At 72.8% G+C, this 15,624-nt stretch carries 16 protein-coding genes; 10 read left to right on the top strand and 6 right to left on the bottom strand.

Translation table 11 applies throughout. The features are described 5' to 3' along the window. Positions 1-17: 17 nt before the first annotated feature. From ACIP84_RS28945 to hutU, 3 genes are read right to left on the bottom strand one after another with little or no spacing between them, the layout of a single operon-like run. Positions 18-1,382, bottom strand: coding sequence for a formimidoylglutamate deiminase (locus ACIP84_RS28945; protein WP_401801632.1), 1,365 nt, complete (start codon positions 1,380-1,382; stop codon positions 18-20). Next, positions 1,373-2,569, bottom strand: a complete 1,197-nt coding sequence (locus ACIP84_RS28940; protein ID WP_401801708.1) for an allantoate amidohydrolase — start codon at positions 2,567-2,569, stop codon at positions 1,373-1,375. Before ACIP84_RS28940 ends, ACIP84_RS28945 begins: the two co-directional genes overlap by 10 nt. A 17-nt stretch (positions 2,570-2,586) precedes the next feature. Then, positions 2,587-4,251 carry a urocanate hydratase gene (hutU, locus tag ACIP84_RS28935; RefSeq protein ID WP_401801630.1) on the bottom strand — a complete coding sequence of 555 codons (1,665 nt, stop codon included), beginning with the start codon at positions 4,249-4,251 and terminating at the stop codon, positions 2,587-2,589. A gap of 103 nt (positions 4,252-4,354) precedes the next feature. On the opposite strand from hutU, the gene ACIP84_RS28930 reads away from it, so the two are divergent. From ACIP84_RS28930 to ACIP84_RS28905, 6 genes are all read left to right on the top strand, one after another. Next, complete coding sequence (locus ACIP84_RS28930; RefSeq protein WP_401801628.1) at positions 4,355-5,743, top strand: diaminopimelate decarboxylase; 1,389 nt, start codon at positions 4,355-4,357, stop codon at positions 5,741-5,743. 32 nt (positions 5,744-5,775) lie between these two features. Beyond that, positions 5,776-6,261 (top strand): SRPBCC family protein, encoded by a 486-nt coding sequence (locus ACIP84_RS28925; protein WP_355965738.1) that lies wholly within the window; start codon positions 5,776-5,778, stop codon positions 6,259-6,261. Between the two features lie 151 nt (positions 6,262-6,412). After that, a complete protein-coding gene (locus tag ACIP84_RS28920; protein ID WP_328944339.1) occupies positions 6,413-6,805 on the top strand; it encodes a hypothetical protein in 393 nt (130 codons plus the stop codon). Next, the gene (locus ACIP84_RS28915; RefSeq protein WP_401801625.1) at positions 6,802-7,596 is read left to right on the top strand and encodes a transcriptional regulator; all 795 of its coding nucleotides are present in this window, start codon (positions 6,802-6,804) and stop codon (positions 7,594-7,596) included. Before ACIP84_RS28920 ends, ACIP84_RS28915 begins: the two co-directional genes overlap by 4 nt. A 41-nt stretch (positions 7,597-7,637) precedes the next feature. Then, a complete protein-coding gene (locus tag ACIP84_RS28910; RefSeq protein WP_030315243.1) occupies positions 7,638-8,030 on the top strand; it encodes a roadblock/LC7 domain-containing protein in 393 nt (130 codons plus the stop codon). Positions 8,031-8,120: 90 nt separating this feature from the next. Continuing rightward, the gene (locus ACIP84_RS28905; RefSeq protein ID WP_355965733.1) at positions 8,121-8,492 is read left to right on the top strand and encodes a hypothetical protein; all 372 of its coding nucleotides are present in this window, start codon (positions 8,121-8,123) and stop codon (positions 8,490-8,492) included. Positions 8,493-8,514: 22 nt separating this feature from the next. On the opposite strand, the gene ACIP84_RS28900 is transcribed toward ACIP84_RS28905, so the two are convergent. Together ACIP84_RS28900 and ACIP84_RS28895 are read right to left on the bottom strand one after the other, a co-directional pair. Next, the gene (locus tag ACIP84_RS28900; RefSeq protein WP_401801620.1) at positions 8,515-9,360 is read right to left on the bottom strand and encodes a MurR/RpiR family transcriptional regulator; all 846 of its coding nucleotides are present in this window, start codon (positions 9,358-9,360) and stop codon (positions 8,515-8,517) included. 509 nt (positions 9,361-9,869) lie between these two features. Then, on the bottom strand, positions 9,870-11,261 hold the full coding sequence (locus ACIP84_RS28895; RefSeq protein WP_355965730.1) for a cystathionine beta-synthase: 1,392 nt from the start codon (positions 11,259-11,261) through the stop codon (positions 9,870-9,872). Positions 11,262-11,379: 118 nt separating this feature from the next. Here ACIP84_RS28895 and ACIP84_RS28890 point away from each other — a divergent pair, with 118 nt between their 5' ends. The 3 genes from ACIP84_RS28890 to ACIP84_RS28880 all read left to right on the top strand — a co-directional run bounded on the left by ACIP84_RS28890 (position 11,380) and on the right by ACIP84_RS28880 (position 14,885). After that, positions 11,380-12,390 carry an SGNH/GDSL hydrolase family protein gene (locus ACIP84_RS28890; protein WP_355965787.1) on the top strand — a complete coding sequence of 337 codons (1,011 nt, stop codon included), beginning with the start codon at positions 11,380-11,382 and terminating at the stop codon, positions 12,388-12,390. A 112-nt stretch (positions 12,391-12,502) separates the two neighbouring features. Beyond that, positions 12,503-13,723, top strand: a complete 1,221-nt coding sequence (locus tag ACIP84_RS28885; RefSeq protein WP_355965729.1) for an acetyl-CoA C-acetyltransferase — start codon at positions 12,503-12,505, stop codon at positions 13,721-13,723. 319 nt (positions 13,724-14,042) lie between these two features. Further along, positions 14,043-14,885, top strand: a complete 843-nt coding sequence (locus ACIP84_RS28880) for a hypothetical protein (RefSeq protein ID WP_401801617.1) — start codon at positions 14,043-14,045, stop codon at positions 14,883-14,885. A 42-nt stretch (positions 14,886-14,927) separates the two neighbouring features. On the opposite strand, the gene ACIP84_RS28875 is transcribed toward ACIP84_RS28880, so the two are convergent. Continuing rightward, the gene (locus ACIP84_RS28875) at positions 14,928-15,257 is read right to left on the bottom strand and encodes a hypothetical protein (RefSeq protein WP_229313735.1); all 330 of its coding nucleotides are present in this window, start codon (positions 15,255-15,257) and stop codon (positions 14,928-14,930) included. Positions 15,258-15,375: 118 nt separating this feature from the next. On the opposite strand from ACIP84_RS28875, the gene ACIP84_RS28870 reads away from it, so the two are divergent. After that, positions 15,376-15,606: a DUF4287 domain-containing protein gene (locus ACIP84_RS28870; RefSeq protein ID WP_355965727.1), complete on the top strand. Its 231-nt coding sequence runs from the start codon at positions 15,376-15,378 to the stop codon at positions 15,604-15,606. Positions 15,607-15,624: the final 18 nt, after the last annotated feature.

Raw genomic sequence — 15,624 nt, 5'->3', positions numbered from 1 at the left:
TGTCTCCTTCAGGCGTTTCAGCCGCGCAGTGCGGCGATCGAGTCCGCGAGGGCACGGGGCACGTCCTGCACGGTCTGGTGGACCCCGTCCCGTACGACGTGACGTCCGCCCACGACCGTGTGCCGTACGTCCGCTGCCGACGCTGCGAATACCGCCGTCTCGGCTGCCAGACGCGGTACCGGTCCCGCTGTCCTGACCGAGTCGAGCGCGATCGTCGTGAAGTCGGCGAGCGCGCCGGCCTCCAGGGTGCCGGCGTCCGTCCAGCCGAGGGCCGCGTGGCCGTCCGCCGTGGCCGCGCGCAGGAGGGCCGCCGCCGTCCAGTGGCCGCGGGTGCGGGTGCGGAGGCGTTCGTCCAGCTCCATCGCGCGCGCCTCCTCCAGGAGGTCGATCACCGCGTGGCTGTCGCTGCCCAGGGACAGCGGGGAGCCGGCCCGCTGGAGGGCGACGGCCGGGCCGATGCCGTCGGCCAGGTCCCGTTCCGTCGTGGGGCACATGCAGGTGCCGGTGGACGTCGAGCCGATCAGGGCGATGTCGGCATCGGTCATGTGGGTGTTGTGGACGCCTGTGGTCCGGGCGCCGAGCACGCCGTGGTCGGCGAGGAGCTGGGTGGGCGTGCGGCCGTGGGCCGCGCGGCAGGCGTCGTTCTCTGCGGTCTGCTCCGAGAGGTGGACGTGGAGCGGGGCCTGCCGGTCCTGGGCCCAGCGGGCCACCGTGGACAGCTGGTCCGCCGGGACCGCGCGGACCGAGTGGATCGCCGCCCCGATCCGTACGCCGTCCCGTTCCTTCAGGCCGCTCGCCCGCTCGGCCCAGGCCTCGGCCGTGCCGTCGGAGAAGCGGAGCTGGTGCCGGTCGGGTGCGGCGCCGAAGCCGGCGGAGAGGTACGCCGTGTCGAGGAGGGTGATGCGGATGCCCGCCTCGCCGGCGGCGGCGATCAGGGCCTCGCCCATGGCGTTGGGGTCGGCGTACGGGGTGCCGCCGGGCGCGTGGTGGAGGTAGTGGAACTCGCCGACGGCCGTGATGCCCGCCAGCGCCATCTCCGCGTACACGGCGCGGGCGAGGGCGAAGTAGCTGTCGGGGGTGAGGCGTTGGGCGACGTTGTACATGACCTCGCGCCACGTCCAGAACGTGCCGGAGCCGACCTGGACCGTGCCGCGCAGGGCGCGGTGGAAGGCGTGCGAGTGGGCGTTCGCGAGGCCCGGGATCGTCAGGCCGCGCAGCACGACGGCGCCGGGCGGCGGCGTGTCGACCCCGGTGCGGACGGCGGTGACGCGGCCGTCCGGGGAGCCGGCGGCGGCGTCGCCGGTGGACACGGTGAGGGCCACGCCCGGCTCGACGTTCGTGTCGAGCCAGGCGTGCTCAAGCCAGTACGTCGTCAGCGGCACGCCAGCTCCTCCAGTACGTCGGCGAGTGCGAGGACCCCGGCCACGCAGTCGTCCTCGGCCGCGAACTCGGCCGGGGAGTGCGAGACGCCGGTGGGGTTCCGTACGAACAGCATGGCGGTCGGAATCGATTCCGAGAGGATTCCCGCGTCGTGTCCGGCACCGGTGCCGAGGACCGGGACCTTCCCGGACACGCCCAGGATCCGGGACAGCTCGTCGCGCAGGGCGTGCGAGAAGTCCACGACCGGGGTGAAGGACTCCCGGACGACCGTGAGGTCGATGCCGTGCCGCCGGGCGTAGTCGCGGGCCGCCGTCTCGACGCCGGCCACGACCGTGTCGAGCGCGTCCTGGTCGGCGGCGCGGGCGTCGAGCCAGCCGCGGACCAGGGACGGGATGGCGTTGACGCCGTTGGGCTCGACCGCGATCTTGCCGAAGGTGGCGACGGCTCCCGCGAGCTCCGCCTCGCGGCGGGCGGCGAGCACCGTCTCCGCATAGGTGAGCATCGGGTCGCGGCGGTCGACCAGCCGGGTGGTGCCCGCGTGGTTGGCCTCGCCGGCGAAGTCGTACCGCCAGCGGCCGTGCGGCCAGATGGAGGAGGCGATGCCGACGGAGTCCCCGGACAGGTCGAGGGCGCGGCCCTGCTCGACGTGGAGTTCGACGAACGCGCCGATGCGGGAGAGCCGTTCGGGGTCGGCCCCGAGGGTCGAGGGGTCGTGTCCTGCGGCCTCCATGGCCTGCGGGAGGCTGATCCCGGAGGCGTCGCGGAGTTCGTACGCCTGCTCCTTCGTCAGCCGGCCGGCGGTGAGGCGGGAGCCGACGCAGGCGAGGCCGAAGCGGGCGCCCTCCTCGTCGCCGAAGTTGGTGATGGCGAGCGGGCGCTTGAACGAGACGCCGCGCGAACGGAGTTCGTCGAGGGCGGCGAAGGCGGAGACGACCCCCAGGGGGCCGTCGAAGGCGCCGCCGTCCGGAACGGAGTCCAGGTGGGAGCCGGTGACGACGGCGTCCCCCGCGGTGGGGTCGCCGAGCCAGGCCCACTGGTTGCCGTTGCGGTCGGTCTCGACGTCCATGCGGCGGGCCTCGGCCTGCATGCGGAACCAGAGCCGGCAGTCGGCGTCGGCCTCGGTCCAGGCGTAGCGCCGGTAGCCACCGGAGGCGGCGCTGCGGCCGATGGGCCGCAGCGACCGCCACATGGCGTCGAAGCTCGCGCTCACGCCTCGTCGCCCTCGCGCATCGGGACGCGGACGCCGCGCTCGTCGGCGACCCGCTCCGCGATGTCGTAGCCCGCGTCGACGTGGCGGATGACGCCCATGCCGGGGTCGTTCGTCAGGACGCGGCGGATCTTCTCGCCGGCGAGCTTCGTGCCGTCCGCCACCGAGACCTGGCCGGCGTGGATGGAGCGGCCCATGCCGACGCCGCCGCCGTGGTGGATGGAGACCCAGGACGCGCCGGAGGCGACGTTCACCATGGCGTTGAGGAGCGGCCAGTCGGCGATGGCGTCGGAGCCGTCGAGCATGGCCTCGGTCTCGCGGTACGGGGAGGCCACCGAGCCGCAGTCGAGGTGGTCGCGGCCGATCGCGAGGGGCGCGGCGAGGGTGCCGTCGCCGACCATGTCGTTGAACATGTCGCCGGCCTTGTCGCGCTCGCCCTGGCCGAGCCAGCAGATGCGGGCGGGCAGGCCCTGGAAGTGGACGCGCTCGCCGGCCATCTTGATCCAGCGGTGCAGGGACTCGTTCTCCGGGAAGAGGTCGAGGATCGCCTTGTCGGTCTTGTGGATGTCCGAGGCCTCGCCGGACAGGGCCGCCCAGCGGAACGGGCCCTTGCCCTCGCAGAACAGCGGGCGGATGTAGGCCGGGACGAAGCCGGGGAAGGCGAACGCGCGGTCGTAGCCGGCCAGCTGGGCCTCGCCGCGGATCGAGTTGCCGTAGTCGAAGACCTCGGCGCCCGCGTCCATGAAGCCGACCATGGCCTCGACGTGCCTGGCCATCGACTCGCGGGCCCGCACCGTGAACCCGGCCGGGTCCTTCGCGGCGGCGTCGGCCATGTCGTCGAAGGCGACGCCGACCGGCAGGTAGGACAGCGGGTCGTGGGCGGAGGTCTGGTCCGTCACGATGTCGATCGGGGCGCCCTCGGCGAGCATCTGCGGGAGCAGCTCGGCGGCGTTGCCGAGGAGGCCGATGGAGAGCGGACGGCGGGCGTCGCGGGCCTCGGTGGCCAGCTGGAGGGCGTGGGCGAGGTTGTCGGCCTTCACGTCCAGGTAGCGGTGCTCGATCCGGCGCTCGATGGCGCGCGGGTCGACGTCGACGCAGATGGCGACGCCGTCGTTCATCGTCACGGCGAGGGGCTGGGCGCCGCCCATGCCGCCGAGGCCGGCGGTGAGGGTGATCGTGCCGGCCAGGGTGCCGTTGAACTTCTTGGCCGCGACGGCGGCGAAGGTCTCGTACGTGCCCTGGAGGATGCCCTGGGTGCCGATGTAGATCCAGGACCCGGCGGTCATCTGGCCGTACATGGTGAGGCCGAGCTGCTCCAGGCGCCGGAACTCCTCCCAGTTGGCCCAGTCGCCGACGAGGTTGGAGTTGGCGATGAGGACGCGCGGGGCCCACTCGTGGGTCTGCATGACGCCGACGGGGCGGCCGGACTGGACGAGCATCGTCTCGTCCTGCTTCAGCGTCCGGAGCGTGCGGACCATGGCGTCGAAGGAGCGCCAGTCGCGGGCGGCCTTGCCGGTGCCGCCGTAGACGACGAGCTTGTCGGGGTGCTCGGCGACCTCGGGGTCGAGGTTGTTCTGGAGCATCCGGAGGGCGGCCTCCTGCTGCCATCCCAGGGCGCTCAGTTCCGTACCGCGCGGGGCCCGTACGGGGCGGGGTCCTGACATGGCGGTGCCTCCTCGAATGTCGTTCAGATATTCACATCCTGTCGCCTTGAATAGTTGTAGTCAACAGCTGCGGGGCCGCACGTCCCGGTGATGGGATGGACACATGGCCTCCTCCCGCCGCGACCTCGCCGTCCGCGCCGCCGTCGACCAAGGACTCCTCTCCTCCGCCGAACCGGTCGTCGCCCTCCTCGACACCGCCGGCATCCGCGCCTCCGCCGCCGCCCTGACCAGCGCGTTCGCCGCCGTCACCGACGCGCCCGTGCTGCACGCCTTCGCCGTCAAGGCCGCCCCGCTCGTCCCCGTCCTCCGCCTCCTGCACGAGGCCGGGCTGGGCGTCGAGGTCGCGAGCCCCGGCGAGCTGGCCCTCGCGCGCGCCGCCGGAGTCCCGCCCGCCGACACGGTGCTCGACTCCCCCGCCAAGACCCCCGCCGAGCTGCGCCAGGCCCTCGCGCTCGGCATCGCCGTCAACGCCGACAACCTCCAGGAGCTGGCCAGGCTCGACGCGCTCGTCGCCTCGGCGCCCACCGCCTCGCCGCTCGGGATCCGGGTGAACCCGCAGGTCGGCGCCGGTTCCATCGGCGCGCTCTCGACCGCGACCGCCACCTCCAAGTTCGGCGTGGCGCTCCGCGACGAGGGCGCCCGCAAGGCCGTCGTCCAGGCCTGTCTGGAGCGTCCCTGGCTGACCCGGCTGCACACCCACACCGGCTCCCAGGGCGTCCCGCTCGCCCTGATGGCCGAAGGCGTCGGGGAGGCGTACGCGCTCGCCGAGGAGATCAACCGCGCGGCCGGCCGGCAGCAGATCGACACCCTCGACATCGGGGGCGGCCTGCCGGTCAACTTCCACTCCGACGAGGAGACGCCGACGTACGCGGAGTACGCCCGGCTGCTCGCCGACACCGTTCCCGGGCTCTTCGACGGCCGCTACGGCCTGGTGACCGAGTTCGGCCGCTCGCTGCTCGCCAAGCACGGCACGGTCCTCGCCCGGGTGGAGTACACGAAGACGTCCGGCGGCCGCCCCATCGCCGTCACCCACGCGGGCGTGCAGCTGGCCACCCGGACGGTCTACGCCCCCGACGCCTGGCCGCTGCGCGTCCTCGCCTACGACGCCGAGGGCCGCCCCCGCACCGGGGAGGTCACCGTCCAGGACGTGGCGGGCCCCGCCTGCTTCGCCGGGGACCTGCTCGCCACCGGCCGGGCCCTGCCGCTGCTGCACCAGGGCGACGTGGTCGCCGTGCCGGACACCGGGGCGTACTACTTCGCCCACCACTACGCGTACAACAGCCTGCCCCGGCCGGGCATCCACGGCTTCACGGTGACCGGGAACGGCGACGGGGGCGGGAACGACGGCGGGGACGGCGGCGGAGACGGGGGCGGGAACGGCGACGGAGGCGGCGACCGGGTGGTCGCCTTCACGACCGTACGGAAGCCCCAGACGCTCGCGGAGATCGTCGCCGAGTCGGGTGGGGCGCACGCCGACGCCCTCGTCGGGTAGCGCGGGCCGTGCGTCGCGGTTTCGATGAAGCCATGACTGGAACGGGAACCGGCTCGAACACCACGACCGTCGTCGTCGAACGGCGGGTCGACGCCTCCCCCGGGCGGGTCTGGGAGTCGATCACCGACCTGCCGGACATGCCCCGCGTCCTCTCGGGCGTCGAGCGGGTCGAGGTGCTCACCGAGGGCGGCTTCGCTGTGGGCACCCGCTGGCGGGAGACCCGGCGGATGCTCGGCAAGGAGGCCACCGAGGAGATGCTGGTGACGGAGTGCGAGCCACCCGACCGGTACGTCACGGTCGCCGACTCGCACGGCATGCACTACGTCTCCGAGATCACCCTCACGCCCGACGGAACCGGGGCGACCACCCTGCGGATGACGTTCTCCGCCCGGCCCTCCCGCGGCCGCCGGCCGGGCTTCCTGGGGCGGCTGATGGCCCGCTTCGGCGCGAAGGCGGTCGCCAAGGCGCTCACGAAGGACCTGTCCGAGATCGCGCACGCGGTGGAATCGAAGACCTGACGGTCGACCTGACACACATCCGAGCCCGATTGCCGTCGAGTGCTGGCATGTTCCGATGGAAAATGCCAGAACACCCCCCTGAGGCCGCTGCGTTGAGTAACGTCACCGTCACTGCCGCACGTTCGCACGCCGCATCGGGAGGGGAATCCGCGTGCCCGGAATCGACGAGTGCCTTCTGGAGGCCATGGCCCTGCCGGGCGCTCGCGGGGCCTCCCTGGTCGACTGGACCAGTGGGCTCGCCCTCGGGACGGCGGGTGACTCACCGGTCGGCGACCATGAGACGACGGCCGCCGAGACCGCCGAACTCGCCCGCGCCGCCGCCGAGTTCGACTCGTTCGCAGCCGCGGGTGAGGACCCCGGCGACGAACCGCCCGTCGAGGACCTGATCGTCACCACCCGCGCCGGCTACCACGTCCTGCGCTTCGTCGAGACGACCTTCGACAGCAGCGTGTTCCTCCACCTCTGGCTCGACCGCGACACCGGCAACCTCGCCCTCGCCCGAATACGCCTCCGCGACCTCGCCGAACGGCTGGTCCTGGGATGAGTGCGCCCGGAGCGACCGCCGTCGCCACCCCCGTCTCCCCGATGCTGGTCCGGCTGGCCGCCGAGAAGGCCACCGGCGCACTGCTCCGCGACCACGGCACGCTCTACCTCGTCGACGGCCGCGTCGTGCACGCCGAGAGCCCCGCCGCCCCCGGCGTCGACGTCCTCCTCACCACCGGCGGACGGCTGCCCCGCGAGGGCTGGGACGAGGCCGTCGACCGGGCCGGCGCCCACCGCGCCGTCGGCCGCTTCCTCGTCGACAGCGGCCGGCTCCACGACGGCGAGCTGGAGATCTGCCACCTCGGCGCCGTCTTCGACGCGGCCTTCTTCGCCCTCTCCCCCACCAGCGGACCGACCCGCTTCCGGTACGGGGTCGGGCACTGGTTCGGGACGGTGCGGCCGGTGTCCGCCGAGGCCGTGGAGCGCGAGACGGTACGCCGCCGCGAACTGCTCGACGCCGTCTGGCCGTACGCCGCCGTGGACGCCTCCCCCGTCGTGCCGCGCCGCGCCGCCCCCGGCCAGACCGTGGGGGCGCGCCAGCGGGCATTGCTCGCCGCCGCCGACGGGCGCCGGACCCCCGCCGAACTGGCCCTGGCACTCGGCCGCCCCGCCTTCCACACCCTCCTCGACGTCCGGCGGCTCGCGGCCGCCGGCCTCGTCGAGACACCGCTCGACCCCACCCCCGTACCGCCGCCACCGCCCTTGCCTGTCCTCTTACCGGCCCTGCCGGTGGCCGATCCCGACATCGCCCTGCTGCGCCGGCTCCGTGACGCCCTGGAGGCACACCTGTGATGAGGCGTGCCCTGCGCCTGCGCGCCGAAAGGAAACAGCTCATGACGGCAGAAGCCGAGGTACTCGGCGAGCTCAGACGGCTGCGGGCCCGGCTGCCCCAGCTGACCGGAGCGCTCGCGGCCAGTGCCGACGGGCTCGTCCTGGCCCACGACACCGTGGACGGCGAGGCGGAGAGCGTGGCCGCGCTGACCGCGGCGGCGCTCGGCGTCGGCCAGCGGCTGACCGACAGCACCGGCCAGGGCCGGTTCCGGGAGCTGCTGGTACGCGGCGAGAACGGCTACGTGGCGACGTACGCGGCGGGCGGCTCGGCCGTCCTGACGCTGCTCGCCGAGCCCCGGATCAACGTCGGGCGGCTCCATCTGGAGGCCCGCAGGTCCAGCGTCCGGATAGGCGAACTCGTCGACGGCGCGCTGGAGCGCAGAGACCTGAACTGACGCACCGCACCGCAAGAAGCACCACGAGCAGCACCACGCAGAACGAGCACCGCGAAGAAGATCCGTACACGAAAAGGAAGTGCGACACCCATGGCGAACACCGAGACCTCCCTCAAGGAAGCGGCCTCCATCGAAGGCGCCATCGGCGCGGCCCTCGTCGACTACACCAGCGGCATGGCACTCGGCACGATCGGCGGCGGCAAGGAGCTCGACCTCAACGTCGCCGCGGCCGGCAACACCGACGTCGTCCGGGCCAAGGTCCGGGCGATGGAGATGCTGGGGCTCAACGACGAGATCGAGGACATCCTGATCACCCTCGGGACCCACTACCACCTGATCCGACTGCTCAAGGGGCGCGGCACCAACGGCCTCTTCCTCTACCTGGCCCTGCACAAGGACCGGGCGAACCTGGCGATGGCCCGCCACCAGCTGAAGAAGATCGAGGCCGAGCTGGAGGTCTGACCCGGCTGCGCGGGCGCGGGATCTATTCGACGAACAGGCCCCGCGCCGCCGCCTTCGCGTCGAACTCCTCCAGGCGCGCCTGCGCGTCCGGGAGCCCGTCGGCCATGGCCTCCAGGAGGACCCGGCCGAGCATCATCGGCGCACAGGCGGTGTCGAAGGCGAGCCCGGTGCCGACGGCGGCCGGGATGAGCAGGTCGCTGTGGGCGGCGACGGGCGCGAACGCCGATTCGGCGACGGTCACGACCGTGAGCCCGGCCGCGCGCGCGTACTCCAGGGCCTCGACGACCTCCCGCGGGTGCCGGGGCAGCGCGAAGCACAGCAGGGCCGTGGCACCGGCGCGTACGGCGGCGTCGACGCGGTCCGTGAGCATGGAGCCGGCCTCGTCGAGGAGCCGGACGTCCGGGTGCACCTTGGCGGCGAAGTAGGCGAAGCCACGCGCCTGCGAGGAGGCGGCCCGCAGACCGAGCACGGGGAGCGGGCGGGAGCGGGCGAGCAGCCGGCCGGCCCGCTCGACGGGCGCGGGGTCGGCGAGGAGCCCGGCGAGGTGCCTGAGGTTCTCGATCTCGGCGAGGACGGCCTGCTGGTACTCGTTGAGCACCTCGTCCTCCCCCTCGGCCGCATCGGGCTCGGGGGGCGCGACCTCGCGCAGGTGGCGGCGGAGCGCCGGGTACCCGTCGAAACCGAGGGCGACGGCGAAGCGGGTGACGGAGGGCTGACTGACCCCGGCGAGCTCGGCGAGCTCGACGCTGGACAGGAAGGGCACGTCACCGGCGCGCCGCACCATGCAGTGCGCGATCCGCCGCTGTGTCGGCGTCAGCCGGTGCCCCTCGAAGAGCGCCTGCAGCCGACCGGCCGGGCTGTCGCTCATGCCGCCGCCCCCTCTCTCTCACCTATTCACCCGCAAAGGGCTCTGCATAAGGATATGCAGCGGGTGCTCAGGAGAGAAGCGCGAAGAGGAAGCCCGACGGGAATCCCGAGCGGCGGACCCGGCGGGGAACCGCGAAGGGAGACCGCCGGGGCGCGAGGGGAGACCGCCGGGGAGCCGCGCGGGCGGCCCGGCGGGAGACCGCGAGGGGAGCCCGGCGGGAAACCGTGCCGGGGAGGCCCGGCGGGGCCGGGAGGAAGTCGGCGCGGGGACCGCCGCACCCCCGAAACGGGGGGCGGGACGACGGCGGTCCCCGCGAGGACACGGGCCCGGGTCAGGGCCGGCCTCCGCGTCCGCGGCGTCGTCAGGAGTCCGGGAGCCGCTCCGGAAGTCCGTGACGCCGACAACCACCAATGTGCCGGACGCGTGTTAAGCGGGTGCTGCGCGTACGTGTCGCGCTCGTACCGATTGCGCGAACGCGCCCGCAGCACCCGCGGCTCCGGCCCGGGGGACTACTTCGCGCCGCCGATGGCCAGGAAGGCCAGCAGGTCCTGGCGGCTAACAACGCCGGTCGGCTTGCCCTCGACCAGGACGATCGCCGCGTCGGCGGCCTCGCCGAGGACGGACATCAGGTCGGCGACCGGCTCGCCGGAGCCGACCTGCGGCAGCGGCGCGCTCATGTGGCGCTCCAGCGGGTCCTCCAGGGACGCGCGCTGCTTGAAGAGCGCGTCGAGCAGCTCGCGCTCGACGACCGAGCCGACGACCTCGGCGGCCATCACGTCGGGGTGGCCGGCGCCGGGCTTCACGATGGGCATCTGGGAGACGCCGTACTCGCGGAGCACCTCGATGGCCTGGCCGACGGTCTCGTCCGGGTGCATGTGGACCAGGGAGGGCATGGTGCCGCCCTCCTTGTGGCGCAGGACGTCGGCGACGGTGGCCGTGGAGGTGTCCTCCAGGAAGCCGTAGTCGGCCATCCACTCGTCACTGAAGATCTTCGACATGTAGCCGCGGCCGGAGTCCGGCAGCAGGACGACGACGACGTCGTCCGGGCCGAGCTCCTTGGCGACCTCCAGCGCGGCGACGACGGCCATGCCGCAGGAACCGCCGACGAGGAGGCCCTCCTCCTTGGCGAGGCGGCGGGTCATCTGGAACGAGTCCTTGTCGGACACGGCGACGATCCGGTCCGTGACGTTCCGGTCGTACGCGGTCGGCCAGAAGTCCTCGCCGACGCCCTCGACCAGGTACGGACGGCCCGAGCCGCCCGAGTAGACCGAGCCCTCCGGGTCGGCGCCGATGACCTTCACGGAGCCGCCGCTGGCCTCCTTGAGGTAGTTGCCGGTGCCGGAGATCGTGCCGCCGGTGCCGACGCCCGCGACGAAGTGGGTGATCTTCCCCTCCGTCTGCTCCCAGAGCTCGGGACCGGTGGTCTCGTAGTGGGAGCGCGGGTTGTTCGGGTTGGAGTACTGGTCGGGCTTCCAGGCACCGGGCGTCTCACGGACCAGGCGGTCCGAGACGTTGTAGTACGAGTCCGGGTGCTCGGGGTCGACCGCGGTGGGGCAGACGACGACCTCGGCCCCGTACGCCCGCAGTACGTTGATCTTGTCGAGGGACACCTTGTCAGGGCAGACGAAGATGCACTTGTAGCCCTTCGTCTGCGCCACGATCGCCAGGCCGACGCCGGTGTTGCCGGACGTGGGCTCGACGATGGTTCCGCCGGGCTTGAGCTCACCGCTCTGCTCGGCCGCCTCGATCATCCGCAGGGCGATCCGGTCCTTGACCGAGCCTCCGGGGTTGAAGTACTCGACCTTGGCCAGAACGGTCGCCTGAATACCCGCTGTGACGCTGTTGAGCTTCACCAGCGGGGTGTTGCCGACGAGGCTGATCATCGAGTCGTGGAATTGCACCGTAATCTCCGGGGTCTCCGTAATGGTGTGGCCAGCGTATGCGTAGTCGGAGCGGGTTACGGGGCAGTTAGACCCTGAACGGCTTGAAGGAGGTGACGGCCCCATGTCGAGGGCGAGGGTGGCGCGGCGGATCGCGGCGGGTGCGGCGTACGGCGGCGGGAGCATCGGGCTGCTGGGTGTGGCGGCGGTGGGCGTCCTGCTGGCCGAGATGCAGATCGCGAAGCGGACGGTGGGCGGCGGCGCGGCCCCCCTGCCGCCGGGAGCGGACGGCCTCTACGGCCGCGCGTTCGGTACGGACGCCCCCCTGCGGCTGGCCCTTCTGGGTGATTCCACGGCGGCGGGTCAGGGCGTGCGCCGCGCGGGCCAGACGCCGGGCGCGCTGCTCGCCTCGGGGCTCGCGGCGGTGGCGGAGCGGCCGGTGGTGCTGCGGAACGTGGCGCTCTCCGGCGCCCGCTCGGACGACCTGGAGCGCCAGGTGTCGCTGCTGCTCGCCCAGCCGCTCGGGCCGCCGGACGTCTGCGTGATCATGATCGGCGCGAACGACGTGACGCACCGGATGCCGCCGACGGAGTCGGTACGGCTCCTGGCGTCGGCGGTCCGCCGGCTGCGGACGGCCGGCGCGGAGGTGGTGGTCGGGACGTGCCCGGACCTCGGGACGATCGAGCCGGTCTACCAGCCGCTGCGCTGGCTGGCCCGACGGGCCTCCCGGCAGCTGGCGGCGGCGCAGACGATCGTGGTGATCGAGCAGGGCGGCCGGACGGTGTCGCTGGGCGACCTGCTCGGGCCCGAGTTCGCGGCGAACCCGCGCGAGATGTTCGGGGTGGACAACTTCCACCCCTCCGCGGAGGGGTACGCGACGGCGGCGATGGCCGTGCTGCCGACGATGTGCGCGGTGCTGGGGGTGTGGCCGGAGACGGACCGCCTCGAACCGGCACGGCGGGAGAACATGCTGCCGGTCGCGAAGGCGGCGGCGGAGGCCGCGAAGGAGGCGGGCACGGAGGTCACGGGCGCCCGGGCCCCGTGGGCCCTCCTGAAGCACCGGCGCAGGCGGCGCCTGCCGGTCGCGGCGGACGCGTCGCCGGAGGCGCAGGGGGAAGGGGCCGAGGAGACACCCGCCACCACCAACTGAGCGCTCGCTTAGAAAAGAGGTCCGCATCACATGCCCAGGCCGGTGACCCCATGCGGTACGTACGGGTAACTTCCCTTTCAGTCCGCTCACTCCGCACCCTCATGGAGCCGTGATGCCCGAAGCCGTGATCGTCTCGACCGCCCGCTCGCCCATCGGCCGGGCCTTCAAGGGCTCCCTCAAGGACCTGCGGCCGGACGACCTCACCGCGAACATCGTCAAGGCCGCCCTGGCCAAGGTGCCGGAGCTCGACCCGCGCGACATCGACGACCTGATGCTGGGCTGCGGCCTGCCCGGCGGCGAGCAGGGCAACAACCTGGGCCGCATCGTGGCCGTGCAGATGGGCATGGACCACCTGCCGGGCTGCACGATCACCCGCTACTGCTCGTCCTCGCTGCAGACCTCCCGCATGGCGCTGCACGCGATCAAGGCCGGCGAGGGCGACGTCTTCATCTCGGCCGGTGTCGAGATGGTGTCCCGCTTCGTGAAGGGCAACTCGGACTCCCTGCCCGACACGCACAACCCCTTCTTCGCCGAGGCCGAGGCCCGTACCGCCGAGGTCGCCGCCTCCGAGGGCTCCACGTGGCACGACCCGCGCGAGGACGGCGTCATCCCGGACGCGTACATCGCCATGGGCCAGACAGCGGAGAACCTGGCCCGGCTCAAGGGCATCAGCCGCCAGGAGATGGACGAGTTCGGCGTCCGCTCGCAGAACCTCGCCGAGCAGGCCATCAAGAACGGCTTCTGGGAGCGCGAGATCACCCCGGTGACGCTCCCCGACGGCACCGTGGTCTCCGCGGACGACGGCCCGCGCGCCGGCGTCACCCTGGAGGGCGTGCAGGGCCTCAAGCCGGTCTTCCGCCCCGACGGCCTGGTCACCGCCGCCAACTGCTGCCCGCTGAACGACGGTGCCGCCGCGCTCGTCATCATGTCGGACACGAAGGCCCGCGAGCTCGGCCTGACCCCGCTCGCCCGCATCGTCTCCACCGGCGTCTCCGGCCTCTCCCCCGAGATCATGGGCCTCGGCCCGGTCGAGGCGTCGAAGCAGGCCCTCAAGCGCGCCGGCCTCACCATCGGCGACATCGACCTGGCCGAGATCAACGAGGCCTTCGCGGCCCAGGTCATCCCGTCCTACCAGGACCTGGGCCTGGACCTGGACAAGGTGAACGTCAACGGTGGCGCCATCGCCGTCGGCCACCCCTTCGGCATGACCGGCGCCCGGATCACCGGCACGCTGATCAACAGCCTCCAGTTCCACGACAAGCAGTTCGGCCTGGAGACCATGTGCGTCGGCGGCGGCCAGGGCATGGCCATGGTCATCGAGCGCCTGTCGTAAGGCCCGGGCGCCTGCCGTGAGGCCCGGGCGCCAGGATCGAACGTCTGTCGCAGGGCAGGGAGTGCGCCGGGGCGCGTCTCCTCGTACCGAAGGCTCCAACCGCTCCGCGTCCGAGCCGTGACCGAATCTCCCCCAGGATGTGACCTACGTCCCGGGGGAGTTCGTTTTCCCAGGTCAGAGCCGTTTCGGGACTAAACGCCTGGTAGAAATACCTGTCCAATTCGTGACGTAATGCACTGACAGCGAGCCCCACCCCAGGACAAGCTGATGTAGGAAGTCGGGGGATCGACTCGGAATCGGGAGTACGTCAGTGAGCGCCATGCCTCTTGCCCTGCTGCTGACCACGGCCGCTGCCACGGCCGTGGGCGCTGCCGCCCTGCACGCCGTCCACGGTCTCCGCAAGCAGGTGACCGCCCTGCGGAGCGAACTGGCGGCCGGGCACGGCGTCACCGTTCCCGCGGCCCGTGCCACGCCCGCCGCCGAGATACAGGCCGCGGTCGCGGAGGCGCTGGCCGAGGAGCGCGAGCGTGAGCTCGCCGAGGCGCGGGCCTTCTGGGCCGCGCAGGAGGCCAGGGACGCGGCCGACGCCCCGTCCCTGCTGGGCGGCCTCGGCGGCCCGGTCGACGACGGCACCTTCTTCGTCCCGCGCCAGGCCGACTTCGTCGGTTTGGAGGCGATGGCCCTGGAGGCCATGGAGGCGGAGGCTGCCGCGCTCGACGGCCCCGACGCACTGGACGCGCTCGACTCGATCGACGCCCTCGAGGAGTACCCGGAGGACTCGGCCGAACTGGCCGCGGCCCGCCGCCGGCACCCCTCGCACCCGGACTTCGTGCCGGTGCAGACACCCGTGGTCACCGACCACGAGCGGACGGTGGCCCGCCTCGAGGAGCTGGCCGACACCGCCACCGCGCTGACCGACGTGCGTCCGGGCCCGCTCGGCACGCTCGACGTGTACGTCTTCGCGGACGGCACGACGCTCTGTATGACTCCGGGGCACCGCGAGACCGCGGAGCGCCTCGCGGAGGCCCTGCGCTCCGGTCGTACGCCGGTGCTGCTCGGCGGCTCGGGCGTCTCGGGCGCCTTCGCCCTCACCTTCTCGTACGGCGAGGCGGACGACGAGAACGTCTACATCCTGGCGGACCGCGTCATCGCGTCCCTCTGATTCCGCGCCCGTCTGATTCCACGCCCGTCGCACCGGGCGGCGCTACAGCCCCGAGCGCTCCGCCGCCTCACGGACCAGTCCCACGGCCTCTGCCAGTTCCCCCTCGCGGGAGTCGGCCGGGGCCGTTCGCAGGATCTCGGCCAGATCGTTCCCGGCGACGACCAGCTGGTCGGCCACGGTGAAGACCCCCGCGTCCGGCATCGTCCTCGGCTCCCGCTCCGGGTCCTCGGCGCGCTGGGCGCGCACCGCGAGCTCGCGGGCGAGGGCAAGTCCCTCGGCCGCCGCACCGCGCTGGAGGCGGCTCTGCGGGGCGGCCCGCAGCCGGTCGGCGAAGCGTTCGACGGCGGCGGTCAGTTCACTCGTATCGCGCACCCCGCGACCCTACGCGCCGTCCCGGGCCCCTTGCCAACGGGCGAACACTTGGGCACGGTGACGTGAAGAAGTGCCAGGAGTACGAGGAGCACACGGTACGACGCGTCCGGAGGCGCCGATGACCCACACATTCTCCGAAGAGACCCACCGCAACATGCTGGCCCGCATCCCGGGCCGCACCGGTCGTGAGATCGCCGACTGGATGCGCACCGTCGAGGAGGGCCCCTCCCTCCTCCGATTCGAGGAGCGGGTGAGCTGGCTCCGCGGGGCCCACGAGCTGGCGTACGGCCACGCGAAGGCGATCCTGCACGAGTACGACCTGCGGCGGGCCGCCCGGAGACTGCTCTGACGTCCGAGCCCCACCTCG

It is taken from the genome of Streptomyces sp. NPDC088707 (assembly GCF_044752725.1).
In the GTDB taxonomy this organism is placed as follows: Bacteria; Actinomycetota; Actinomycetes; order Streptomycetales; family Streptomycetaceae; genus Streptomyces.
Note: the sequence above shows the minus strand (reverse complement) of the source record. Positions and strands in the feature narration are given on the sequence as shown.